Origin of the sequence: Leuconostoc palmae (assembly GCF_019656075.1) — a bacterium.
Lineage (GTDB): Bacteria > Bacillota > Bacilli > Lactobacillales > Lactobacillaceae > Leuconostoc > Leuconostoc palmae.
Genome location: NZ_BPKZ01000008.1, coordinates 77341 through 103021, shown reverse-complemented (window position 1 = coordinate 103021; position 25681 = coordinate 77341). Strand labels below are relative to the sequence as shown.

The 25681-nt window shown below is 36.6% G+C and carries 25 protein-coding genes and 1 tRNA gene; 2 read left to right on the top strand and 24 right to left on the bottom strand.

The window, feature by feature from the left end; all coding sequences use genetic code 11:
* Positions 1-523 precede the first annotated feature (523 nt).
* From K5Q12_RS05695 to K5Q12_RS05680, 4 genes are all read right to left on the bottom strand, one after another.
* Positions 524-612 (bottom strand) — tRNA-Ser (locus tag K5Q12_RS05695).
* A 37-nt stretch (positions 613-649) separates the two neighbouring features.
* The gene (gene typA / locus K5Q12_RS05690) at positions 650-2491 is read right to left on the bottom strand and encodes a translational GTPase TypA (RefSeq protein WP_220742741.1); all 1842 of its coding nucleotides are present in this window, start codon (positions 2489-2491) and stop codon (positions 650-652) included.
* A 64-nt stretch (positions 2492-2555) separates the two neighbouring features.
* A complete protein-coding gene (locus K5Q12_RS05685; protein WP_220742740.1) occupies positions 2556-3344 on the bottom strand; it encodes an inositol monophosphatase family protein in 789 nt (262 codons plus the stop codon).
* Positions 3341-3613 (bottom strand): UPF0223 family protein, encoded by a 273-nt coding sequence (locus K5Q12_RS05680; protein WP_220742739.1) that lies wholly within the window; start codon positions 3611-3613, stop codon positions 3341-3343. Before K5Q12_RS05680 ends, K5Q12_RS05685 begins: the two co-directional genes overlap by 4 nt.
* A 55-nt stretch (positions 3614-3668) precedes the next feature.
* Here K5Q12_RS05680 and def point away from each other — a divergent pair, with 55 nt between their 5' ends.
* Positions 3669-4247 (top strand): peptide deformylase, encoded by a 579-nt coding sequence (gene def, locus K5Q12_RS05675; protein WP_220742738.1) that lies wholly within the window; start codon positions 3669-3671, stop codon positions 4245-4247.
* 148 nt (positions 4248-4395) lie between these two features.
* Here def and K5Q12_RS05670 read toward each other — a convergent pair whose 3' ends face one another.
* From K5Q12_RS05670 to parE, 19 genes are all read right to left on the bottom strand, one after another.
* Positions 4396-5298 (bottom strand): DnaJ C-terminal domain-containing protein, encoded by a 903-nt coding sequence (locus tag K5Q12_RS05670; protein WP_220742737.1) that lies wholly within the window; start codon positions 5296-5298, stop codon positions 4396-4398.
* 84 nt (positions 5299-5382) lie between these two features.
* Complete coding sequence (dnaK, locus tag K5Q12_RS05665) at positions 5383-7227, bottom strand: molecular chaperone DnaK (RefSeq protein ID WP_220742736.1); 1845 nt, start codon at positions 7225-7227, stop codon at positions 5383-5385.
* A 98-nt stretch (positions 7228-7325) separates the two neighbouring features.
* Positions 7326-7898 carry a nucleotide exchange factor GrpE gene (gene grpE / locus K5Q12_RS05660; RefSeq protein WP_220742735.1) on the bottom strand — a complete coding sequence of 191 codons (573 nt, stop codon included), beginning with the start codon at positions 7896-7898 and terminating at the stop codon, positions 7326-7328.
* A 17-nt stretch (positions 7899-7915) separates the two neighbouring features.
* Positions 7916-8944 (bottom strand): heat-inducible transcriptional repressor HrcA, encoded by a 1029-nt coding sequence (hrcA, locus tag K5Q12_RS05655; protein WP_220742734.1) that lies wholly within the window; start codon positions 8942-8944, stop codon positions 7916-7918.
* Between the two features lie 128 nt (positions 8945-9072).
* The gene (ribF, locus tag K5Q12_RS05650; RefSeq protein ID WP_220742733.1) at positions 9073-10014 is read right to left on the bottom strand and encodes a riboflavin biosynthesis protein RibF; all 942 of its coding nucleotides are present in this window, start codon (positions 10012-10014) and stop codon (positions 9073-9075) included.
* Between the two features lie 2 nt (positions 10015-10016).
* On the bottom strand, positions 10017-10925 hold the full coding sequence (gene truB, locus K5Q12_RS05645; protein WP_220742745.1) for a tRNA pseudouridine(55) synthase TruB: 909 nt from the start codon (positions 10923-10925) through the stop codon (positions 10017-10019).
* The gene (locus K5Q12_RS05640) at positions 10903-11436 is read right to left on the bottom strand and encodes a PTS sugar transporter subunit IIA (protein WP_220742732.1); all 534 of its coding nucleotides are present in this window, start codon (positions 11434-11436) and stop codon (positions 10903-10905) included. The genes truB and K5Q12_RS05640 overlap by 23 nt, the downstream gene beginning before the upstream one ends.
* Before the next feature lie 10 nt (positions 11437-11446).
* Entirely contained in the window at positions 11447-12631 is a 1185-nt protein-coding gene (locus tag K5Q12_RS05635; RefSeq protein ID WP_220742731.1) for an aminotransferase class I/II-fold pyridoxal phosphate-dependent enzyme, read from the bottom strand.
* A 92-nt stretch (positions 12632-12723) separates the two neighbouring features.
* The gene (gene rbfA, locus K5Q12_RS05630) at positions 12724-13077 is read right to left on the bottom strand and encodes a 30S ribosome-binding factor RbfA (RefSeq protein ID WP_220742730.1); all 354 of its coding nucleotides are present in this window, start codon (positions 13075-13077) and stop codon (positions 12724-12726) included.
* A 54-nt stretch (positions 13078-13131) separates the two neighbouring features.
* Entirely contained in the window at positions 13132-15651 is a 2520-nt protein-coding gene (gene infB / locus K5Q12_RS05625) for a translation initiation factor IF-2 (RefSeq protein WP_220742729.1), read from the bottom strand.
* A complete protein-coding gene (locus K5Q12_RS05620) occupies positions 15652-15975 on the bottom strand; it encodes a L7Ae/L30e/S12e/Gadd45 family ribosomal protein (RefSeq protein ID WP_220742728.1) in 324 nt (107 codons plus the stop codon). It abuts the gene before it with no gap.
* The gene (rnpM, locus tag K5Q12_RS05615) at positions 15959-16261 is read right to left on the bottom strand and encodes an RNase P modulator RnpM (protein WP_220742727.1); all 303 of its coding nucleotides are present in this window, start codon (positions 16259-16261) and stop codon (positions 15959-15961) included. Before rnpM ends, K5Q12_RS05620 begins: the two co-directional genes overlap by 17 nt.
* A gap of 53 nt (positions 16262-16314) precedes the next feature.
* Entirely contained in the window at positions 16315-17397 is a 1083-nt protein-coding gene (nusA, locus tag K5Q12_RS05610; RefSeq protein ID WP_220742726.1) for a transcription termination factor NusA, read from the bottom strand.
* 43 nt (positions 17398-17440) lie between these two features.
* Complete coding sequence (gene rimP, locus K5Q12_RS05605) at positions 17441-17917, bottom strand: ribosome maturation factor RimP (RefSeq protein ID WP_220742725.1); 477 nt, start codon at positions 17915-17917, stop codon at positions 17441-17443.
* 310 nt (positions 17918-18227) lie between these two features.
* The gene (gene rpsN, locus K5Q12_RS05600; protein WP_004904725.1) at positions 18228-18497 is read right to left on the bottom strand and encodes a 30S ribosomal protein S14; all 270 of its coding nucleotides are present in this window, start codon (positions 18495-18497) and stop codon (positions 18228-18230) included.
* A 1-nt stretch (position 18498) separates the two neighbouring features.
* Positions 18499-18648: a 50S ribosomal protein L33 gene (gene rpmG / locus K5Q12_RS05595; RefSeq protein WP_002815032.1), complete on the bottom strand. Its 150-nt coding sequence runs from the start codon at positions 18646-18648 to the stop codon at positions 18499-18501.
* A 147-nt stretch (positions 18649-18795) separates the two neighbouring features.
* Positions 18796-19701: a manganese-dependent inorganic pyrophosphatase gene (locus tag K5Q12_RS05590; RefSeq protein WP_220742724.1), complete on the bottom strand. Its 906-nt coding sequence runs from the start codon at positions 19699-19701 to the stop codon at positions 18796-18798.
* Between the two features lie 47 nt (positions 19702-19748).
* Entirely contained in the window at positions 19749-22187 is a 2439-nt protein-coding gene (parC, locus tag K5Q12_RS05585; RefSeq protein ID WP_220742723.1) for a DNA topoisomerase IV subunit A, read from the bottom strand.
* Between the two features lie 128 nt (positions 22188-22315).
* Entirely contained in the window at positions 22316-24379 is a 2064-nt protein-coding gene (gene parE, locus K5Q12_RS05580; protein WP_220742722.1) for a DNA topoisomerase IV subunit B, read from the bottom strand.
* A 214-nt stretch (positions 24380-24593) separates the two neighbouring features.
* On the opposite strand from parE, the gene plsY reads away from it, so the two are divergent.
* Positions 24594-25202, top strand: a complete 609-nt coding sequence (gene plsY, locus K5Q12_RS05575; protein ID WP_220742721.1) for a glycerol-3-phosphate 1-O-acyltransferase PlsY — start codon at positions 24594-24596, stop codon at positions 25200-25202.
* A gap of 22 nt (positions 25203-25224) precedes the next feature.
* On the opposite strand, the gene dtd is transcribed toward plsY, so the two are convergent.
* Positions 25225-25674 (bottom strand): D-aminoacyl-tRNA deacylase, encoded by a 450-nt coding sequence (gene dtd / locus K5Q12_RS05570; protein WP_220742720.1) that lies wholly within the window; start codon positions 25672-25674, stop codon positions 25225-25227.
* Between the last annotated feature and the right edge of the window lie 7 nt (positions 25675-25681).

Below are 25681 nucleotides of genomic sequence, written 5' to 3'. Positions count from 1 at the left end.
TTATAATCGCAATCGTATCTCAAATGTCGCCTAATTAACTGAATAAAAATAGTCCAATTTATTGACTTCTGAGCACATTTAGTTTTTGCAATAATTGCAACAAACAAGGCACTGATTACAAATTGTCATCAATACTAAAGTAACAAATCGTTACATTAGGTATATGTTTTGACAGCCTCCTTTCAAAGGTCATGTTTTGCGACTTTAGACCCACTCCTTATTGAGAGTGTAGTTTAATACTCAATAGACGCCCTGAATTGGGGCATCATTTCCCAACTATTTTGGAACTATTTTCGCCACTTGTGGAGAATATGTACTGTTGAATATTTATAAATCTAATATGTATTTTTTGCATAAAAAAACAGCATCTCTGCTGCTACATGCTCACTCGCTTATTTAATTTTTGTACCTAAAAAGTACCTGAATGTGTAAAAGCTAATAGTACTCTATGAAATATCAATCATATAAAACGCTGTTATATCAATGTTCATAACACCTTATGAAATCTCTTGAAATATATACAAGGAGATAGCGGGATTTGAACCCGCACACCGCCAAAAGCGGCTCGACGGATTTCGAGTCCGTTGCAGTACCAGATTGTGCCATATCTCCATAAAAAAGAACAACAAAGGTGTTCTTAATTTAACTATTACTTTGAAGAAGCCTTACGACGCTTAGCAGCCTTTTCACGTTCAGCAGTGTTCAAAATTGCCTTTCGAATACGAACGTTTTCAGGTGTTACTTCAACGTATTCATCATCGTTTAAGAATTCCAAACTAGCTTCCAAATTCATGACACGTGGTGTCTTAATTGATGCAGTTTGATCCTTGTTTGATGAACGAACGTTTGATTGTGGCTTCAATTTTGTCACGTTGACAGAAATATCGTTGTCACGTGCATTCATACCAACAATCATACCTTCATAAACTTCAACACCAGCGCCAACAAACATTTGTCCACGGTCTTCAACGCCCATGATAGCATAGTTTGAAGTTGTACCTTGGTTAATTGAAACTAAAGCACCATTACGACGACCTGGTTCCCAATTACGAACAACGGGACGGTATTCAGCATATGTATGGTTGAAGATACCATATCCACGTGTTGCTGACATGAATTCTGTTGAGTAACCAATTAAACCACGTGAAGGCGCCATATAAGTCAAACGAGTTTGTCCGTTACCAACAGATTCCATGTTTTCCATTTCACCTTTACGTTGGTTCAATGAATCGATAACTGTTGAGGCGTATTCATCAGGCGTATCAATTTGAACTGATTCATATGGTTCTGATTGTACACCGTCAATATCACGATAAATAACTTGTGGACGTGAGGCTTGCAATTCGAAACCTTCACGACGCATTGTTTCAATCAAAATTGACAAATGCAATTCACCACGTCCTGACACTAACCATGCACCTGCTTGATCAGTATCTTCAACACGCAATGACACATCTGTATGCAATTCGCGACGCAAACGGTCTTCAATTTGACGTGCTGTGACAAACTTACCTTCTTTACCTGCAAATGGACTATCATTTTGACGGAAAGTCATTTGCAAAGTAGGCTCATCAATACGTAAAATTGGTAATGCTTCTGGGTGTGAAGGATCTGCAACTGTTTCACCAACAGAAATATCTTCCATACCTGAAACAGCAATCAAATCTCCCGCCTTCGCTTCTTGAATTTCAACTTGATCAAGACCAATGAAACCTGAAAGCTTAGTAACACGGAATGATTGTGACGTACCATCTAACTTTAGCACTTCAACGTTGTCGCCAATTTTAATTGTGCCACGCTTAACGCGACCAATTCCTATACGACCAACGAAATCGTTATAGTCTAACATAGCCACTTGGAATTGCAGTGGTTCGTCAGAGTTATCAATAGGCGCCGGAATTGTTTCGAATACCTTATCAAATACTGGCTTCATTGTGTGTTCTTGATCTGCAACATCAGGTGATAATGATGATGTCCCATTCATTGCTGAAGCAAAAATTACTGGGAAATCCAAATCTTCTTCATCAGCACCAAGTTCAATAAACAAATCCAAAACTTCATCGACAACTTCTTCTGGACGTGCACCAGGACGATCCACCTTGTTCACAACAACGATTGGTGTCAAGTTTTGTTCGAAGGCTTTCTTCAAAACGAAACGAGTCTGTGGCATTGTACCTTCGAAGGCATCAACAACCAGCAAAACACCATCAACCATTCCCATGATACGTTCAACTTCACCACCAAAATCTGCGTGACCTGGTGTATCCAAAATGTTGATTTGCTTGTCTCCAACTTTAACAGCTGTATTTTTTGACAAGATAGTAATACCACGTTCTTTTTCAATATCGTTTGTATCCATCGCACGGTCACCCAATTCCTTGCGTGAATCCAATGTGTCCGATTGCTTCAAAAGTTCGTTAACCAACGTCGTCTTTCCATGATCGACGTGGGCGATGATAGCGATGTTACGAATATCTTCGCGATTTGCCAATTTCCTAGTGCTCCTTTAATTTAATGCTACTTATCTCATAGTAAAAGCTAGGGTCCAATGTGCCCTAGCTTTTATGCAACGTTAAAATATCACGATGCGCGCGATCAGTAGCCACTAATACTATGTTTGATGATAACATATCTAGTGGCTTACCGTCAATATCTGAAACTAATAATCCAAGTGATTCAGCTAAAATACGTCCAGCAGCAAAATCCCAAGGCATCATTTTAGAAGAATATCCTACAGCTTGCCCTAAAATAACACGTATAAATGAAGGCCCAGCAGCACCGATAACACGATATCCAAGCGCTTCTTTAGCTATTCTATCATAACCAAACATACCATATAATAGGCGTGCACCACTTAATAACACAATACCTTCTGATAAAGACTCATTATTTGGCGGAGCCAGTTTTAATTGATTAGCAAACACACCAATTGCAGGCCCACCATGATAAACAATATTATTCACAACATCCAAAATCCAAGCTAACACTGGTTTGTTTTCTCTATAAAGCGCTATCATAATTGCAAAATCTGATTGTTGCTTGACAAAATTCATGGTACCATCGATAGGATCTACAAACCACATATTTCCTGCCATCGTTAATTGACGATCACCAAAACCTTCTTCACTTATAATATGTGCACTCGTATCATAATGTCGAATTTTATCAGTTAAAAAACGTTCATTTTCACGATCAACATTCGTCACTAAATCTCTTTGATCATTTTTAGTGTAAACATTCAGTTGTTGCTGCATAGCTGCAATGGTTTTTTTTCTAACTTCATTTAGCCATAAAAGTACCATTTGATCTATTTCTTGTTGTTCAATCAAGCTTAAATCATTCATTGTTTAACCTTGTCTTTTACTGTTTGACTAGCAAACTTCATTGTGCGATAAATGCTATATCCCGTTTGCTTTTCAAAATCCTTATCAAATTGTTTTTGCTCGCTTTTTGAAGGTATGACAGCTAAAAAGTTACGATAATTGTTCATTAAAATCTCTTTTTTGACGCCATTTTCATAAACTTTCAAAACACTGTCAACTAAAGTACTCACTGTAACAATATCTTCGACTGACCAATTTCCATCGATTGGTAAAGTATAATTTTTATCCATGACTATATTTTAACATGTAGTGTACTTTGATATACTATTAATGAGGTGAAAATAGATGACAATTAGATTTACTATGGATAAAATAACTCGTGATGGTGATCCAGTTTTACGCCAAATTGCAAATGATGTTTCTTTTCCTTTAATTGAAGAGCATGCTCAATTGGCAAAAGATATGATGACTTATCTTGTTATTTCTCAAGATGAAGACAAAAACGAAAAATATGGTTTACGACCAGGAGTTGGATTAGCTGCTCCACAAGTTGGCTATTCTTTAAATATGGCTTCTGTATTAATTCCTTCAATTGACCCACATGAACATGATGATACCCCTTATTTTAAAGGTACGATTTTCAATCCTGTTATCATTTCTGAATCTGTAAAACGTTCAGCGCTAAACGTTGGTGAGGGTTGCTTATCTGTTGATGAAGATGTTCCCGGATTTGTACCACGTGCTAATCGCATCACTGTGCGTTATCAAGATGAAGATGGCAATACCAAAACAATTAAGCTTCGAGATTACCCTGCAATTGTTTTTCAGCATGAAATAGATCATTTACATGGTCATTTGTATTATGATCACATTGATTTAACAGCACCTTGGGAAGTAGACAACGATACAAAATATATTGATTAAACATTGAAAGTCACAGAAAATACTGTGGCTTTTTCTATTACTTTTCTCAATATCTTAACTAATGCAATAGTGAGAAAAGTATTCGCCTCATTGCATTAGTTATATTATCATCATAAATAAAAAGCACGTACAAGTACGTGCTTTTTATTTAATCAGTTAGTTCTTCTAACTTATCAAAAAAACTTTTTTTCTTTTTTCCAGTAGTAGCTTCTTGAAAGGCTTCCAAAGCTTTTTTCTGATCACGGTTAAGTTTAGTCGGTACATCAATTTTAACTACAACATATTGATCCCCGTTACCAGTCCCTCTTAATCTAGGTGCCCCTTTACCACGCAAACGGAACCGAGTACCTGTTTGTGTACCAGCTGGTATTTTTAGGTTAACATCACCGTGTACTGATTTTACTTGTATTTCATCTCCTAAAGTAGCAGTGACAAAATTAATCTTCTGCTCTAAATAAATGTCAGCGCCATCACGCTCAAATCCATCTTTTGAAGGTGCAACTTGAAATACAACAAACAAATCACCACGTGGACCACCATTAATCCCATCTTCACCTTGACCAGCCAAACGCATTTGTTGCCCAGTTTCAACACCCGCTGGTACCGTTACTTTAATTTCATGAGGCCCATCGCCACGATTAAATTTGATAACTTCTTCTTTACCAAAGATAGCTTCTTCAAAACTTAAGCGCATACGATATTGTAAATCTTGCCCTTTGCGAGGACGATTAGGATCGAAGCCTCCGCCAAACATTTGGCTAAAGATATCACCTAAATCTGAAAAGTCACCAAAACCACTCTGCTGGTAACCACCAAAGCCACCTTGTCCCGCAGCACCCGCAGGACCAAACTGATCATATTGTGCTCTTTTCTGTTCATCACCGAGTGTTTCAAAAGCTTCTTGAATTTCTTTATACTTAGCTTCTGCACCAGGCTCATGGTTGATATCTGGGTGATATTTCTTAGATAATTTGCGATAAGCTTTTTTAATGTCATCTTGACTTGCGCTTTTATCTACTCCAAGACGATCATAATATTCTGTATTGTTCAATGATCTACTCCTCTAACATATTATGTACACAAACCGCACTCAAACGAATGCGGTTTGTTTTTAATGATGTACTGTATAAATTAATTAATCTTTCTTCTTAGAAGGGTCAACTTCTTCAAAATCACCATCAACGGTATTGTCGTCTTTAGGTTTTGCTTCGCCTTCGGCGCCTTCTTGAGGTGCTGCTTGTTGGTACAACTTCATTGCCAACTCTTGTGCAGCCTTCGCCAATTCTTCTGATTTAGTCTTCAAATCAGTCAAATCAGCATCATCGGCAGCAGCCTCTTCCTTGGCCTTTTTCAATGCTTCAAGGGCTTCTTGCGTTGCCTTCTTGTCGTCATCACCTAGCTTGTCACCAACTTCTTCAAGTGTTGCTTCTGTTGAGAAGATCAATTGGTCAGCTTCGTTGCGTGTATCAACAGCTTCTTTTTTCTTTGCATCGGCTTCTTCGTTTGCCTTAGCATCGTTCATCATTTGTTCGATTTCTTCGTCTGTCAAACCACCAGCGGCTTGAATGGTAATCTTTTGTTCCTTTTGTGTACCCAAATCCTTGGCAGAAACAGATACAATACCGTTACGGTCAATATCAAATGTCACTTCAATTTGTGGCACACCACGCTTTGCAGCAGGAATATCTGACAATTGGAAACGACCCAAAGTCTTGTTGTCGGCAGCCATTGAACGCTCACCTTGCAAGACATGAATGTCGACAGCTGGTTGGTTATCTGCGGCTGTTGAGAAGACTTGTGACTTTGATGTTGGGATCGTTGTATTACGATCGATCAACTTAGTGAAGACACCACCCATTGTTTCGATACCCAATGACAAAGGTGTCACGTCCAACAAGACAACATCCTTCACATCACCAGTGATCACACCACCTTGTACAGCAGCACCAAGAGCAACTGCTTCATCAGGGTTGATTGAATGGTTAGGTTCCTTACCAGTCAACTTCTTGACAGATTCTTGTACGGCAGGGATACGTGTTGAACCACCATTCAAGATGACTTCATCGATGTCTGAGAATGACAAACCTGCATCCTTCAAGGCATTCAAAACAGGTTGTTCAGCTCGCTTAATCAAATCAGCCGTCAATTCATTAAACTTTGCACGTGACAAAGATGTTTGCAAATGTAATGGTCCTTGATCACCAGAAGCGATAAATGGCAAATCGATTTGTGCTTCGTTAGCTGAAGACAATGTCTTCTTAGCTGATTCAGCAGCATCTTTCAAACGTTGCAATGCGAGTTTATCATCTTTCAAGTCAATGCCATTGTCTGCCTTAAATTGCGCAGCTAAATAATCAATGATCTTGTTATCAAAGTCATCACCACCAAGGTGGGTGTCACCATTTGTTGACAAAACTTCAAAGACACCATCACCTAATTCAAGGATAGACACATCAAATGTACCACCACCCAAATCATAAACAAGAATCTTTTCATCCTTGTCTAACTTATCCAAACCATAAGCCAAAGCTGCGGCTGTTGGTTCGTTAATAATACGTTCAACTTCCAAACCAGCAATCTTACCCGCATCCTTAGTTGCTTGACGTTGGGCATCATTAAAGTATGCAGGAACAGTAATAACTGCTTTTTCAACTTTTTCACCTAAATAATCTTCAGCATAGCCTTTGATATATTGCAAGATCATTGCTGAAATTTCTTGTGGTGTGTAATCTTTACCACCAGCATTTACTTTATATCCCGCTTCACCCATGTGTGACTTGATTGAAATAATAGTTTCTGGGTTAGTAATGGCTTGACGCTTAGCAACATCACCCACTTGACTTTCACCATTTTTGAAAGATACAACAGAAGGTGTTGTACGACCACCATCTGGATTTGTAATAATTTTTGGTTCGCCACCTTCAAGCACGGCTACTGCAGAGTTTGTTGTTCCTAAGTCAATTCCAATAATCTTTGACATGAATTGTTCTCCCTTTTAGTTTATGTAATTAAATTTATTATCTTTTTAAGGTGTAGTGCTAACGCTGAATCACCATAACGTAACTTTGTTCTCACAAATTACTTAGCTACTGCCACCATTGCTGGTCTTAGTACACGATCTTGTATCATATATCCTTTTTGCAACACACTAGCAATCTCATCTGATGCTACAGCGTCAGAATCGACACTTTGAATTGCTTGATGCTTTGTTGGATCAAAAGTTTCACCTACTTCACCAGTTGCACTAATACCATTGTCATGTAATGCTTGAACAAGAGTTTTTAGTGTCATTTCCACACCAGTTTTGATTTGTTGAGTAACAGCATCATCTGATTCAACTGCTAATGCTCTTTCCAAATTGTCTACAGCGGGTAAGATAGCAGCAGCTAATTTTTGCCCTTCGTATTTTCTAATGCTCTGTATTTCTCGGGCATGACGCTGTTGTATATTTTGCGTTTCAGCTTGAGAACGCAACAATTTATCTTCTAATTCAGTTACTTTTCCTTTTAAATCTTCTAACTTTTTTTCATGCGGATCAATAGTAACATCTTCTTGCAGTACGTTAGCATCTTTTTCAATTTGTTCCGTAACAACTTCATCATTCTCTGCTACTACTTGTTCATCTAATTCTTCATTTAACTTTTCTGTCACGTGAGTGACCTCCTAATTTATGTATATTCGATCATTTTTTGAGTTAGGGCTTCCCCATAAGCATCAATTAATAATACATTTCGTGAATACGCAGTCCTAATTGGCCCTAAAAGTGCAATAATGCCATCCCCTTGATGGGGTATATGAAATGAACGCGTAATGAGACTAAACGATGCGAGTAATGGTTCTTGAATTTCTTTACCAATTTTGACAACGGTATGATTACCTGATGTTTTAGCTACGCGCCGAATTTCTGAAGGTGACTCTAAAAATTGTAATAAACGTTTTACGTCAAAATCCTGATTCGTAATTTCATCAAAATCAAGGACATTTAACCTACCACCAATATGAACATTGTCACCAACAGATCTTGCAAGTACATCACCAAACAATTGAAGAAACGCAGTAGGGGTTTCAATAATTCTGCTCATTTTTGTAGGTAAATCATCAGATTGCATCATGTGCAAAACTTCAAGGACAGAATGACCTATCATCTGATCATTAATATATCTAACCATACTATTCAATGAAGACAAAGACCGATCTTTAGGTAGTTTAAACGTTTGACTAGTCACCTTTCCATCACTTGTTACAAGTACTGCAATTAGTTGCTGATTTTCTAAAGGCACTAATCTGAATCCCGAGACTTTAATATTTAAACGCTTTGGTTTTAAGATTAGAGCTGTTACATTCGTGAAATCAGATAAAGTACGTGCTAACTCTTCTAATAAATCATCAATTTCATGGAAATTACCTCTGAAGGATTGCATAACCATCTTAACATCTTGCTGAGTGACAACTCTAGTCATCATTAAATGATCAAGATAATATCGATACCCTTGCCGTGATGGTACGCGACCTGCAGAGGTGTGTAACTTCTTAATTAATGATTCAGCTTCAAGTGCTGCCATTTCATTGCGAATGGTCGCAGAACTAACTTTGATGCTAAGTTGCTCTTGTAAACTTTTAGAACCAACTGCCTTTGAAGTTTCTGTATACTCGCAGATAATGGCGCTTAAGATCAATTTTTGTCTTTCAGTTAGCATTCCATCACCTCCGATTTAGCACTCAAATTTTTAACTGCTAACATTTATTATATTACACTATTTTTCATAAAAAGCAACCCTTTTTAGCACTCTTTTTATTCAAGTGCTAAAAAACATTTGATAATCGATCAAATGTTTTTAAAATAATGATATGTATCTATTTTATCTTTCTTTAATTGAGCAATTAAACTATCCACACCATCATACTTTACTTCTCCTCTTAAGTAATGATGCCATTCAATAATAACTTCTTCTCCATAAATAACTGAGTCAAAATTTAAAATATTAATTTCAACCGTCAATGGCCGATTATCACCAAAAGTAACATTGCGACCAATACTTGCCATACCTAAATACCATTGATCAGCAATACTAATACGTACTGAATAAATACCAATACCAGGTAGCCGTTCTAATTCAGGCGTCAAAATATTCGCAGTGGGAAAACCTAGTTTTCTTCCTCTTGCCTCACCATGGACAACGATGCCAGTAGTCGTATAAATGCGACCCAGTTGATTATTCACTTCAGTGAGATTGCCTTCAGATAGATAGCGTTTAATTGACGTTGAACCAATTTTGCCATTTTTGTCAGATATTTCTGGCACAATTTCAACTTTAAATCTTTTTTTAGCATAAGTGTCTAATAATGACATATTTGCAGATTGATGATCACTACCATAAAGATGATCAAAACCAGCCACAACCACTGCAGGCTTCAATTTCATTAATACTTCATCAACAAATTCTTGTGGTTGCAATGCTGCTAACAAAGAAGTAAATTGCATATTGTATATTTTTGATACACCTAAGTCAAAAAGTATCTGCGCTTTTTTATCACTTGTTGTTATGTATTTTAAAGGTTCGCTTAACATTTTAAAAACTACACTTGGATGTGGTTGGTAGGTTAAAACAGCCAACTCTAACCCCAAATCGTCTGCTAACTGCTTCCCTTTTAAAATCACTGCTTTATGCCCTAAATGCACACCATCAAAAAAGCCCATAACAACAACTTGTTGAGCAGGCTGTATAATATCCGTCAACGGATAATGTAATTTGATTATTTTGTTCATAATTAATTATTTGAAAAGACATAGCGTGATTGCCAGTCATTACTTTCTGCATGATAAGCATATACTGCTTTAAGTTCACCCTTGTAGGTTAGTTGAATTAAATCACTTTCTTCATCAAAAGAGGCGATTTTTTGCCCATTTTTAACTGCAAACCATTCATCTGCACTTAATTCTTTACTAGGCCAAGTTAATATATCTGGAATTGGAATAACTAAATTTAACAGACTGTCTCGATTACCGGTAACAATAGCATCAAAATCACAAGCTTTATCTAAAGTCATCCCACTACCCATGATACGTTTTAATTTTGTCATGGTAGCAGGGATTTGCAGTTTTTTACCCGTATCCACAGCAAGTGTTCTAATGTATGTTCCTTTTGAGACAGTCGCTTCAAAATTAAATATCTGCCTTTGTTGACTATACGTAATATCTGATGTTCTTTGATAGTTATAAATAATGGCATCACGCACTGGACGCGTCACTGTTTCACCAGCACGTGCATATTCATACAATCGTTTACCATTAACCTTAACCGCAGAAAACATAGGTGGTACTTGCTTAATATTGCCATTTAGGTCTCTTATGGCTTGATCAATTTCTGCATCTGCAAAAGGTTCTATTATTGGTTTATTTTCAACAATGGCACCACTTGCATCTTCGGTTTCAGTTGAAAAGCCTAAGGTAATTTCACCCTCATATTTTTTTGGTCTAGCTTGTAGTTCATCAATCAATTTTGTAGCTTTTCCTAAAGCCACAACTAAAACACCTGATACATCAGGATCTAATGTTCCAGCATGCCCCACTTTTTTTTGACCAAATGCTTTTCTCACTTTAGCAACAACATCAAAAGAAGTGATGCCAGAAGGTTTATTAATAACTATAATGCCATTAATTGGTTCGTTCTGTTGCAACATTATCATCCTCATCACTACTTTGCTGTAATATGTTTTGCCCTGCATAGACTGATCCAGTTTTGAATTGATACACTTTATTTCTATCAAAAATAATATAGATACTATTCTTTTGATTATCACCTCTAGTTATACCAACCAAGTCACCTGCATGTAATTGCTGGCCAACATTATAGATGGCCAAATGTGATTTCGTAAAGTCATCAGTTTTTAAATAAATAGAAATTGTATCATTGTGTACACTCTGAATAACTAGTATTTGTTGATCTGATTCAACTACTATACCCGCAACTGGAGAAACAATGCTATTACCATTTGGTGTCATCATGAATCCATTTTTTCCACGAACTGGTTCATAATCATCAATATTTTGTTGTAGCTGTCCTGTAACAGGTGCAGCAATAACTGGCAACTCAGAATTTTTTGCAATATGAGTTGCATTAATTTGACCAATTGTTCTCAATTTTTGATGTATTTTGTGTGGATTAAATACATTTTTCCACCAATTCATAACTAACCTCTTACTTTTTATTTTCACGTCTTTCTCTAACATAAGCGCTTATTCTTTTCATACCCTCATCTAAATCAGTATCAGATGCAGCATACGATATACGTATGTAGGATTTAGCAAACTCACTAAAGCCTGATCCTGGAATAACTGCTACTTTACCTTTCTTTGCCAAATCAAGCGCAAACTGATCGCCATCACTACCTAAATCAGCTGGTAATTTAGCAAACAAATAGAAAGCCCCTTCAGGTTTAACTACGTCAAATCCCAATTGTTCTAATTGTGGTAATATACGATCACGTCGCTCTTGATAGGCTAGTTTCATTTTGATTGGTGTATCTTTGACTACTTTTAAAGCTACAATTGCAGCATCTTGAATAAAAGTCGGAATGGCGAACGTCAATGCCCCATGAACTTTTTGCATTTCTGAAATGATTTTTTTAGAAGACAAAATAAAACCAACGCGGTACCCTGTCATAGCATGCGACTTTGATAAACCATTAATGTATATCGTTTGTTCAGGGATTATTTCTGCAAAGGATACATGTTGCTGATCATAAGTTAATACTGAATATATTTCGTCAGAGATTACCCATAGTTTATGCTTTTTAAACGTTTTGGCCAACAATTCAATTTCATTTTTTGAATAAGTGACCCCAGTTGGATTTGTAGGATAATTCATAAGAATAGCTCGTACCGGAACTTTTGAGTTTTTGATAGCTTCTTCAACCATCTGAGGAGTCAACTTAAACTGATTTTTTGTTGTATCAATTGTTAATCTAGTACCATGGGCCAAATCTAATGAAGTAAAATAAGGACCATAAGCTGGTTCAGGTACAAGCAATCCATCTTTTTCACCTAACAAAGACTGAAAAACAACATTTATGGCTTCACTTACCCCTAATGTAATAATGACATTATTCTCGTCATCATAATTCAAATGATAGGTATCATTGAAATAATCAACAGCAGCTCTTCTAAGATCAACTTCACCTTGACTATCTGCATAATGCGATCTATTTTCATCTATTGCTTTTTTTGCAGCTATTTTTATACGCTCATCAACAGAAAAGCCAGGTTCTCCAAACGTTAATTTGAGTATACCAGGGATTTCACTTATCGTTTTTTGAAAACTTAATAATTTATCTGGTGCCATTGATGTAATAATCGAATTTAACGGTTGATTAGAATTAGTCATTTTAAGTTCCTTATTTTATCTAAACTAAGATAGTTACATTTTAACACAAAAAACGCTACCCCTTTAAAGGTAGCGTTTTTATTAACAATTCATTACTTTTCAGAATGTAATTTACGAATCAAGTCTTCAATATGATTACCATATTGCACTGATTCATCTCTAATAAATTTAAGTTCAGGTATCTTATAGACTGTTAATCTTGATCCTAATTCTTTTCTTATTAGCCCACTAGCTGCTTCTAGACCAGCTTGCGCTTTTTGGCCTGCACTAGCCAAGTCTGACAATATAGAATAGTAAATTGTTGCAATTTGCAAATCACCTGATAGTTCAACACTAGTAATTGTGACATCCTGTATACGAGGATCATTAATACGCTTCAATAATAAGTCGCTAATATCACGTTGAATTTCTTGTGCCAGACGACCTGCACGTTGTGGATTAGCCATAACCCGTGCCTCATTTCTTTTAAAGATTACATTTAACACATCAAGCGTGTTATGTTATTTTACTTTTACTTCTTCCATGACGTAAGCTTCAACAGTATCTCCGACTCTTATATCATTATATTTAGCGACTGTAAATCCAAATTCATAACCCATCTTAACTTCGTTAACTGAATCTTTACCGCGTTGTAATGAAGCAACTTCGCCATCATAAACGACAACGTTATCACGAATAATACGAACCTTTGAGTCTTTAGTTATCTTACCTTCTTCAACCATTGCACCTGCAATGATACCAACCTTAGAGAACTTAAACAATTCTTTGACAACAACTGTACCGATAACTTTTTCTTCAAATACTGGTTCAAGTTGGCCCTTCATTGCAGCTTCAACATCATCAATCGCATTATAGATCACATTGTAGAATCGAATGTCGACTTTATCGCTATCTGCTTGTGATTTTGCCAATGGGGTTGCTCTGACATTGAAACCAATAATAATTGCTCCTGAAGCTGATGCCAATGTCACATCAGACTCATTAATTGCGCCAACAGCTGTATGAATAATATCTACACGAACACCATCGACTTCAATCTTTTTCAAAGAACCTGATAGCGCTTCAACAGATCCTTGAACATCAGCTTTAACAATTACAGGAACAGTCTTCATAGCCTTTTCAGACATTGTACTAAACAAGGTATCTAGCGTAACAATTGATCCTGAATTACGAACTGCTTCTTGCGCACGCTTTGCACGCTCTTCACCAGCAGCGCGTGCTGTTTTTTCATCAGCCATAACAATGAAGCGATCTCCTGCTTGCGGTACATCATTCAAACCTGTAATTTGAACTGGTGTCGCAGGTAATGCTTCAGCTAATTCGATACCACGTTCGTTAGTCATAGTTCTTACACGTCCGTAAGTATTTCCAACAACAATTGGGTCTCCAACACGCATTGTTCCTTGTTGTACCAATACAGTTGCAACAGGTCCTCGTCCCTTGTCTAGTCGAGCTTCAACAACAGAACCACGAGCAGTCATGTTAGCATTTGCTTTTAATTCAAGCACTTCAGCTTGTAACAATATCATCTCGAGTAATTCGTCAACATTTTGACCAAACTTGGCTGAAATCTTAACAAATATGGTATCGCCACCATATTCTTCTGGTACCAAATCATAAGCCATTAATTGATTCATCACATCATCGGGATTAGCACCGGGCTTATCGATTTTATTGACTGCAACAATAATTGGTGTTTTTGCTGCCTTAGCATGGTTAATTGCTTCGATTGTTTGTGGCATCACACCATCATCAGCCGCAACAACTAAAATAGTTAAATCAGTAACGTTTGCACCACGTGCTCTCATTTCTGTGAATGCAGCGTGGCCAGGTGTATCTAAGAAAGTTATTGTTTTACCATTCAACTTAGTTTGATAAGCACCAATATGTTGGGTAATTCCGCCCGCTTCGCCCTCTGTAACATTAGAATTACGTAAGTAATCTAACAACGTTGTTTTTCCATGATCAACGTGTCCCATAATAGTAACAACTGGTGGGCGTGACTCTAATTGGCTTTCATCAAAATTCTCATCATCAAAGAACTTATCAATATCAGCAACGTCTTCTTCTTCTTTTAGTTTCGAGTCAATACCATAATCTGCTGCCAAAATTTCAATTGTATCGGAATCCAAAGACTGATTCTGATTAGTTACAATACCTAACAAAAATAATTTTTTGATAATTTCAGCGGAGTCACGATGAAGTAACTTCGCTAAATCTTGAACATTCATACCAACACGATATTCTAATACTGATGGTAGTGGCTGTTCCTTACGTTCTGTTACAGGTGCAACAGGAGTTTTTTTAGCTGCAATTCGACGTGATTTTTTAGAACCACGTGGCTTGTCATTACGGCGAGGCGTCTGTTGCCCTGTTCCTGACGTATTACGTTTACGAGAGTTATTGCGTGCAGAATTGTTTCCTGAAGCCAACGCCCCTCCAAACTTACCTGAACCCGATTGATTTGTAGAACTTTCGACTACCTTTGTCTCTGTTGATGGCTTGGTTAGTGTATTAGTATTCTTAGGTTGTTCTGCAGGTTTTTTAGTTGTTTTTGAAGTGGCAGCTTCTTTGCGTTTTTGATTTTCACTGACATATTGTTTTAAGCTGTTGTCTGTTTTCTTTGAATAATCAATTTGCCCTTCACGTGGCTTTGTTGACCAATTTTTCTTTTCACGAATCATTGGTCGCCCTTCTGAAGGTTGCATTCTTGAACCAGGACGATGTTGTTGCGAACGGGTTTGTGCATTATTAGAAGTTGGCTTTCCACCATTCGTACTTGTTCTTGAAGCATTTTGATTATTACCACGTGAACTATTTACATGGCGATTTTGACCACCTTGTGGGGTACGTGTGGGCTTGTTTGTTCGTGATTGAGAACCACCACTAGTTGCCTGCTGAGCGCCGTCAGCTAATTTAGCAGCATGACGCCGTTGTGAAGCTGGCAACTCCTTACGTTCTGGTACTGCCTGTTTTCTTGCAGGACGGTTTGAACTTGAGAATTTCTTTTCTTCTGTCATTTAGTTCCGCTCCTTTTCTGAAATTAATTGTTTAAGTTTACGACTAAATCCATGATCAGAAACTGCAAAAACACTACGGTTTACACCAATTGCATTAATTAGTTCCTGTTTTGTATAGTCTTGTATTAAAGTAACATGATAAAATTTTGCTTTATCAGCAAATTTTTTAGATTGGCTGGCCCCTCCATCACTAGGAAAAAAAGCCAACTGAACCTTATTAGCACGTATAGCCGTCAATGTTGGTTCAGAACCTAAAACCAGCTTGCCAGCTTTCATAGCTAGACCAATCAAATTTAAAATTTGATCATTATGAGTTGTTGTCACCGAAGAGCTCCTTACGTGCTTGTTGATGATCAACGTAAGCAATTAACTCGTCGTAAAATTCATCTAACACTTTCACTTCAAAAATTTTATCAAAAATTCGACGTTGTTTTGCTTCTTTGGCTATTTCACGGTTTAAACTGATATAAGCACCGCGACCATTTGCCTTTGAAGTAGGGTCTAAACTGACAACGCCTTCTTTGTTTCTGACAACACGCACCAATTCTTTTTTTGGATACATGTTTCCAGTCACAATATCTTTACGCATTGGTATTTTTCTAGGTTTCATGTTAATAGTGAGTATAATTAATGATTAAAAAAACTATACCTTTCTCCTAAAAATTATTCGTTATTTGAAGATATATCGGCAGTCAATTCGTTTGATGCTTCACTTTCGGATTTGATATCAATTTTAAATCCGGTCAACCTAGCGGCCAAACGAGCATTTTGTCCTTTTTTACCTATTGCAAGCGATAGCTGGTTATCAGGAACAATGACTGTTACTGCGCGCTCATTTTCTGTATCGAAAATAACATCTGTTACTTCAGAAGGATTAAGTGCGTTGGCAATGTACTGTGCTTCATCTTCTACCCACTCGACAATATCCATATTTTCACCGCCGAGTTCATTAACTACTGATTGAACTCTAGCACCTCTTTGACCAACCATTGCACCCACAGGATCTAAATCGGCATCATGCGTATAAACCGCGATTTTTGAACGGTCTCCCGCCTCACGAGAAATACTCATAATTTCCACCGTACCATCATAAACTTCTGGCACTTCTTGTTCAAACAAACGTTTTACAAGATCCGGTGCTGTGCGTGAAACAAAAATTTGTGGCCCTTTTGCATTATTTTCGACTTTATTAACTAAAACTTTTATGCGATCTCCCATACGATAATGCTCATTAGGCATTTGATCGTTAGGTGCCATAGCAGCTTCTTGATGTCCTGGCAATGTTAAGTACAAGAAACGAGAATCTTGACGATCAACCTCACCAGTAATGATTTCATCTTGATAATCAGCAAATTTATTATAGATAGCTTCACGACCAGCTTCTCTAATCTTTTGCATGATTACTTGTTTTGCTGCTTGCGCAGCCATACGCCCAAAATCTTTCGGTGTAACGTCAAAACGAATTTCATCTCCTGGCTCGTACGCACGATTTATTGTCAAAGCGTCCGTTAAGCTAATCTCAGTATCATCATTTTCGAAGTCTTCATCTAAAACAACATTTTTTACTTGCTTAATCTTAACATTACCCTTTTTTGTGTCAAAGATTGCTTCGACATTTTGTTCTGCATTGTATTGTTTCTTGTATGCAGCTCTTAAGGCATCTTCTAGCGCCTCAATTACGATTGCTCGCTCGATACCACGCTCAGCTTCAAGAGCATCGAGTGCATCAACTAATTCTTTACTCATTCGCCTATCCTCATTATATTTTAGAAAAATTCAAACGTTGATGTTAAAATTGAACATCCAACATTGCTTTTGCAACTTCATCAAAGCGACACAATAATTCACCAGACTCAGTAATAATAACAAAATCATCATCATTTACCATTTGAATTTTACCTCGCCACTTCTTTTGCCCTTCTTTATTTGTGAAAAAAGAAACTAACACTGGATCATTGCTTTCTTTGGCCCAATTAAAGTGCCAAGGTTGAGACAATGGCCTATCAGAACCTGGTGATGAAATATCTAGCATATAAGCTTCAGGAATTGGATCAGGTTCTACTGTATCCAGTAATTCATTAACTTCTTGGGTAAAGACTGTAATTTCTGCCATTGTGATAAATTGATGATCTTGTTTATCTACTAAAATACGGAGTATTTTTTGACCACCTTCTTTACCATAACTGATATCCCACAACAAAAGCTCTTGCTTAGCTATAATTGGGGTAATAATATCAATAATTTGTTGTTCAACCTTATTAGCCATGATAACTCCCTTCTATTAATTAATTTAGGGTGTATTGCAAACACGCGCCAATCCCATAAAAAATGAGCCGGTCGCTTTAAATGGACCCGCTCATTTACAAACTATGTAAATTAACAATTAAAATTATAACGTAAATAATAGTTAATTGCAAATCAAGACAAACAAAAAGACCACTATAACGTGGTCTTAACTAGAATGTGAACCTTTATGACCTCATTCGCTTATGCTCATTGAGGCAGTCACTGTATTTAGCTATTGCTATAATAATTGACTTTTAACGCGCCCACTTAACGCTAATAGTAATTTAAGATTACCAAGAAGCCTTGCGAACACCAGGGATTTGACCCTTATGTGCCAATTGACGGAAGTTCAAACGTGACATACCAAATTCACGCATGTAAGCATGAGGACGTCCATCAATTAAGTCACGATTGTGCATACGTACGGGAGATGAATCCTTTGGCAAAGCAGCCAAACCAATAAAATCTCCAGCAGCCTTCAATGCCGCACGCTTGTCAGCGTACTTTGCAACTAAAGCTTCACGCTTTTGCGCCTTAGCAATTTTTGACTTTTTTGCCATGTTACTTAATCTCCTTAAATGTTACAACTTTACGAAGTTTTGGTGAGTACTTCTTCAACTCAAGACGATCTGGTGTATTACGACGATTTTTAGACGTCAAGTAAATACGTTCTCCAGTTTCATCATTTCCTAGAACAACGTGAATACGCATATTCATACTCCTTAGTGTGGTTTGTTAAAGTTATTTGCTTGTCAATACAATTGTTTATTATACATGAACATATTGTGAGTGTAAAGTAGTTTAAGTCATTCAATTGATTATTTTAATGACTTAAACTACTTTACCTTTGAAAATAATTTAAAAATTTTGTTCCAAAGGTGGCACAACCTGCTTTTTACGGGACACCACTCCAGGAAGATCAATAACATTATTAACTAAAATACTACCAAAAGCAGCTTCTACTACTTTAGGTGCATCTCCTAAATAAATGGCTTTTGAATTTGAATTCAAAATATCTGTGATAACAAATAGAAAATCTTCGTAATTTTCTGAGTTCATTGCTGATTCAATTCCTGATTGACGGCTCAATACTTCGTCAATATCAACTGTGTTGACTTGCCCTATTCTGAAATGATGTCCACCCATATCAAATGATTTAGCATCACCGTCAATTAATTCTTTATCTGTACGTGATGATAAATCCGTACCAGCTTTGAGTAGTTCTAATCCGTAACTATTATAATCATCTAATCCAGCAATAGCTGCTAATGCCTCAAGAGCAGGCTTGTCAAATGATGTTGTAGTCGGACTTTTGAGAAGTAACGTATCAGATATAATCGCTGAAGCCATCATACCCGCAATATTAGCTGGAATGTCAACGTCAGCTAATTTAAATTCATAATACAAAATAGTAGCAACAGATCCCCATGGCTTTGCAGTAATGTATAACGGAGTTGAATTACTAAAAGCAAATTTATGATGATCATAAATACGTTCAACTGTCACATCGGCTATATTATCAACTGACTGTGCTTGTTCATTATGATCAACAAGTACAACGGTTTGCGTATCTGCTTCAGTAACCACACGAGGTGCATCAAATGAAAAACGTTTTAACGCAAATTGGGTTTCAAGGTTAGGTTCACCTTGAGCCACAGCTTCAGTGTCGTGTCCTGTTTTATTTAACAAGTAACTTGCAGCAATTGCTGAAGCAATTGTATCTGTATCAGGATTTTTGTGTCCAAAAACTAGCGTCTTTGCCATTATTTTATATCTCCTAGTTAATTATACTTTTATTTTATCAAATTTATTTACTTTACAGTAATCATAGATACTGGTTTAATCATCCAAGGTTCACCGATTTTATTAATATCCACAACATATTGACCATTTCCTACTCTCTGAGATGGTTTATAATCACTTAATTGTAATTCTTGTGTTTGCCATCTCTTGGTTAATATTTCTAGAGCTAATGTATTCGTATCAAATATTGTACCAGTTGCTACCCTGTATGGCGCCGTTTTTTTCTGAGTAAAAATTAACAACCCTTTATTAGCACGCTTAGATAAATTAATTTCAGAAACTGGCATATATTTAAATGCTCCGTTTTCTGCAACAATTGCAACTTGTTGACTTGGATCAGTAATAAAGATGGCTACTTTAACTGTATCGTCATTACGTAAATCCATTGCTTTAACACCAGAAGTTCGTGGTCCAATTTCAGGAACCTCTTTTATATTAAACCTCAATCCTACACCATGATGTGATAATAGTAATATTTCTGACTTGGTTTCAGCCCCAAAGTAACCAACATTAACGACATAACTTGCATCACTTTTTAACTTTATTGCCATCGCTGTCTTTTTCCTATAGGCTTTTGGTACCATATCAAGCAACGCAGTTTGTTTAATAAATCCATCATTGGTAATAATGGTGAACGCACCGCCTTGATTAATATCGCTTATAGGTATTACTTTAATAACAAATTCATCACTTCGCCAATTAGATAATTGTTGGGAAAAGTGTTCTCCCGTATCTTTCCATTTTGAATCTGGTAATTCATAAACTGGACGATATATCATATTTCCCTTGTTAGTAAACATAAACAAGTGTTGGGTTGTATTTAATTGCCCTTCAAATACTGATAAGTCGTCTTCAGCCAAACCATTGTCTGAATCAGAAGCCTTGTACGATCTGATAGATGCTCGTTTGTAATAACCATTTCTTGATACCAAAACTTGAACATCTTCTTCAGCAATTGTTACAGCTTTATCAATTACTAAGTCTTCTACTTCTGCTTCAATTTCTGAACGCCTTGCCGAACTATATTTTTGTGTAATGAGTAAAATCTCTTCACGGATAACATCTTTTAATGCCTCCTCTTCATTAATCACACGAAGCAAATGTTTTATTTTCTCACTTAATAAAGCAAATTCTTCTTCTAATTGCGTAACATCAGTGTTTGTCAGCCTATAAAGCTGTAAAGTAACAATAGCTTCAGCTTGTGGTTGAGTAAAATGGTACTGATCAATCAAATTTTGCGTTGCATCTTTACGATTTTTTGAGGCACGAATCGTTGCCACAACTTCGTCTAAAATAGATAGCATACGAATTAAGCCTTCAACAATATGCTGTCTAGATTGTGCTTTAGCAAGCTCATATGCGGAGCGTTTCAAAACAATATCTTTTCTAAAATCAATAAATGCTTCAAGTGCTTGCTTTAAACTCACATGCACAGGGCGTTGATCATGAATCGCCACCATATTAAAGTTATAAGAAATTTGTAAGTCTGTTTTTTTGAATAAGTAAGTTAGGATCCCCTCGGCATTAGAATCTTTACTCAACTCAATAACAATTGACATACCTTCACGATCTGATTCATCACGTACTTCTGTGATACCAGCAACTTCTTTATTTAAGCGAATAGCATCCATTTTAGACACTAAAGTTGACTTCACAACTTCATAAGGAAGTTCAGTTATCTCAATTTTCTTCTTGCCACCCTTAAGATCTGAAATTGTCGTTTTTGCACGTACAACTATTTTACCACGACCAGTCTTATAAGCTTTTTTTATACCATCTAGTCCTTGTATAATACCTCCGGTAGGAAAATCTGGTCCTTTGATATATCGCATAAGTACAGATTGAGTTGCATCTGGATGATCTAACAAGTAAACAAGTGCTGAGTTAATTTCTTTTAAATTATGTGGTGGAATTTCAGTAGCATAGCCAGCAGAAATACCTGTTGCACCATTGATTAATAAACTAGGGATTCGAGATGGTAGGACAGTTGGTTCATAAGTCGTGTCATCAAAGTTCAAGACCATATCAACAGTATCTTGACCTAAATCAGACATCATTTCACCAGCTATTTTTGACAGACGCGCTTCTGTATATCGCATTGCTGCCGCCGGATCATTATCAATTGACCCATTGTTTCCATTCATATCAATCAGCGGTTCTCTAACTTTCCAGTTTTGAGATAAACGTACCATCGCTTCATAAATGGATGAATCGCCATGGGGATGAAAATTTCCCATAACATTTCCAACAGATTTTGCAGACTTACGATAAGGATGATCATAAGTATTGCCATCTTGATCCATTGCAAATAAAATACGACGTTGCACAGGCTTCAATCCATCTCGAATATCAGGTAATGCACGTTCTTGAATAATATATTTTGAATAACGCCCAAAGCGTTCACCCATCACTGTTTCTAGTGATAGTTCAGTTATACGATCTACCATATATTTTATTGCTCACATAAGCTAATGCTAGTGAATAGCTTTCCTCTCAAATAAATTAAATTAATGACGTAAATACCGTGCACAATTGTACACGGTATTTACGTCATTAGTCAACTAGTACAATAGACTCAGTCTTCTTTATCTTGCCAATTAGTAATCATTGGCTCGGATGTTTTAGGTATCTTGTCAATATTTTTTTCTTTTTGGCGCACCTTTTCAAAAACTGCACTAGCATTACGTGTCTCACCATCTACAGTATCCAAAATTGATCCAGCTTCATCAAGCGTAAAATGTACATTAGCTTCTATCCACTCACGCCTTGGCTCAACCTTATCACCCATTAACGTAGTAACACGTTTCTCAGCTAGTACAGCATCATCTATACGCACACGTATTAATGTTCTAGTCTCTGGATTCATCGTCGTTTCCCATAGTAAAGGTGCATTCATCTCACCTAACCCTTTAAAACGAGTCAATTCATATCTAGAATCATTTTGACTAGTAATAGTTTCAAGCTCATCATTGGTCCAAGCAAATTGATCCTCAATTTTTTTAGACGTGTACTTTACACGATAAAGCGGTGGTAGTGCAATGTATACTCGTCCCGCTTCGATTAAAGCACGCATATATTTATAAAAGAAAGTCAATAATAGTGTTTGAATATGCGCGCCATCATCATCGGCATCAGTCATAATAATAATTTTATTAAATGCTGTATCTTCGACTTTGAAATCAGGGCCTACACCACCGCCAATAGCATAGATAAGCGTAGAAATTTCTTCATTTTTCAAAATATCTGCTAACTTAGCTTTTTCGGTATTTAATACTTTTCCTCGCAAAGGCAATATTGCTTGGAATTTACGATCTCTACCTTGTTTGGCTGAACCACCAGCCGAGTCCCCCTCAACCAAAAAAAGTTCATTTCGTTCAGCATTTTTAGACTGTGCTGGTGCTAATTTGCCAGATAAAAGTCGATCTTTTTGACCTTTTGTTTTACCTGTGCGGCTCTCATCACGAGCTTTACGAGCGGCTTCGCGAGCTTCACGGGCACGGATAGCTTTTCTAATAATATTTTGACCAAAATCGCCATTTTCCATTAAAAAGCGTCCAAGTGTTTCGTTGACTACTGAATCAACGATACCACGTGCCTCAGGAGTTCCTAATTTATCTTTTGTTTGTCCTTCGAATTGTAAAAACTGCTCTGGCACGCGTAATGAAATAACTGCCGACAAGCCCTCTCGAACATCACTACCTTCAAGATTTTTATCTTTATCTTTTAACAAACTTATTTTTCTGGCATATTCATTAAATGCCTTTGTCCAAGCTGTTCTAAATCCTACCTCGTGTGTTCCACCATCTTGTGTTCTAACATTATTAACAAAAGATAATAATGTCTCAGAATAACCATCGTTGTATTGTGCTGCAACATCAACAATTAGCCCTTCTTGTTGTCCTTCAAAGTTCATAACAGGACCAATAGTTTCTTTATCTTCATTTAAAAAGTTTACAAAAGATTCAAGGCCTTTTTCATAGTGATAAGTTTCAACACGTTTAGGTGAAACCCGTTCATCAGTTAATGTAAACTTAACACCAGACATTAGAAAAGCTGATTCTCTTAGGCGTTCTGACAGTGTATCATATTTATAAACTGTCGCACTAAATATAGAAGCATCTGGTTTAAATGTAACAGTAGTACCAGAGTGCTCTTTAGTTACACCCAAATCATTCAATGTACCAACTGGTTGTCCACCTTGAATAAAGTCTTCTTGCCACTTATGCCCATCGCGAACAATGGTAACTTGAAGGCTTTCAGAAAGTGCATTGACAACTGATGATCCTACACCATGAAGTCCACCAGAAGTGGCGTATCCACCCTGTCCAAATTTTCCACCGGCGTGAAGTACTGTTAAAATAACTTCTGGCGTTGGTTTGCCAGATTCATGCATACCAACTGGCATACCACGTCCAAAATCTTGAACAGTTATGGCATTGTTTTTATGAATTGTTACACGAATATCTTTACCATAACCACCTAATGCCTCATCAACAGCATTATCTACTATTTCATAAACTAGATGATGCAATCCACGTCCGTCTGTTGAACCAATATACATCCCCGGACGCTTACGTACAGCTTCTAAACCTTCTAATATTTTAATTGAATCTGAATCATAGTGATTTTTTTCTGCCATGAATAACTCTTTATCTTTCTAAATTTAAAACATTTAATACACTATGCATCAGTTAACTGACTGGATGCATAGCGCTAATCTATATTATCATAGATTAAAATTAGACTTCTGACAAGTATTAAATCTAATAATTAGTTAAGTTCACCACCTTTACCATTATTTTTTATGATAAAATTGTCTTTGCGTTTACGCATGATAATGAGGAGTTTAAAAAATGATTTTAATTATAATTATGTTTATTTTATCTTATTTATTAGGAGCTATGGTTCCAGGTTTTTGGATAGGAAAAATATTTTATCATAAAGATATTCGTGATGAGGGATCTGGTAATATTGGTACAACAAATTCATTTCGAGTTTTAGGTCCTGTACCGGGTACCATCACATTATTACTCGATTTACTTAAAGGTACAGTTGCCGGATTATTACCACTAATTTTCCATAGCAATATTAATCCAATGATTATCGGTATAGCAGCTATCATTGGTCATACTTTCTCAATCTGGATTAAGTTCAAGGGTGGTAAAGCAGTAGCAACATCAGCAGGTGTCCTATTAGCTTATAATCCTCAATTTTTTTTCATAATTGTCGTCGTATTTATACTTATGTTATTGTTAACATCTATGGTATCAGTAAGTTCAATGATTGGTTTCACAGTAGCTGTAATCATTTCTTTCTACTATAAGGATATTATTTTAATAATAGTTGCGATTACCTTAACAGGTTTTGTTTTTTACAGGCATAGATCCAACATTAAACGAATTCTCAATGGTACAGAAAGTACGATTCCATTCGGATTGTATTATATGTTACATAAAAAATAAAAAGCAACCAATTGGTTGCTTTTTATTTTTGTGTTGTGTCAAACATAATTGTCACCGGTCCATCATTAATCAACGAAACTTGCATTTCAGCAGCAAACTCACCAGTTTCAACGATTAAACCAGTTTTCTCTACTAACTGTTGATTAAATAAATCATACATTTTACTTGCAAAATCAGGATGCCCTGCCTTTGTAAAACTTGGCCGATTGCCTTTTTTTGTATCGGCAAACAAAGTAAACTGCGAAATAGATAATAAACTACCTTTGATATCCTGAATACTTAAATTCATTCTACCGTTGTCATCTTCAAAAATACGCAATTGTGAAATTTTCTTAACCAGATAATCAATATCTTCCTGTGTGTCTTCATCTGCTACACCAACGAAAAGCAAAAAGCCTTTATTAATAGCACCAATCATTTTCTGATCAACCGAGACTTGAGCATGTTTAACTCGCTGTAGAACAACTTTCAAAAACTCA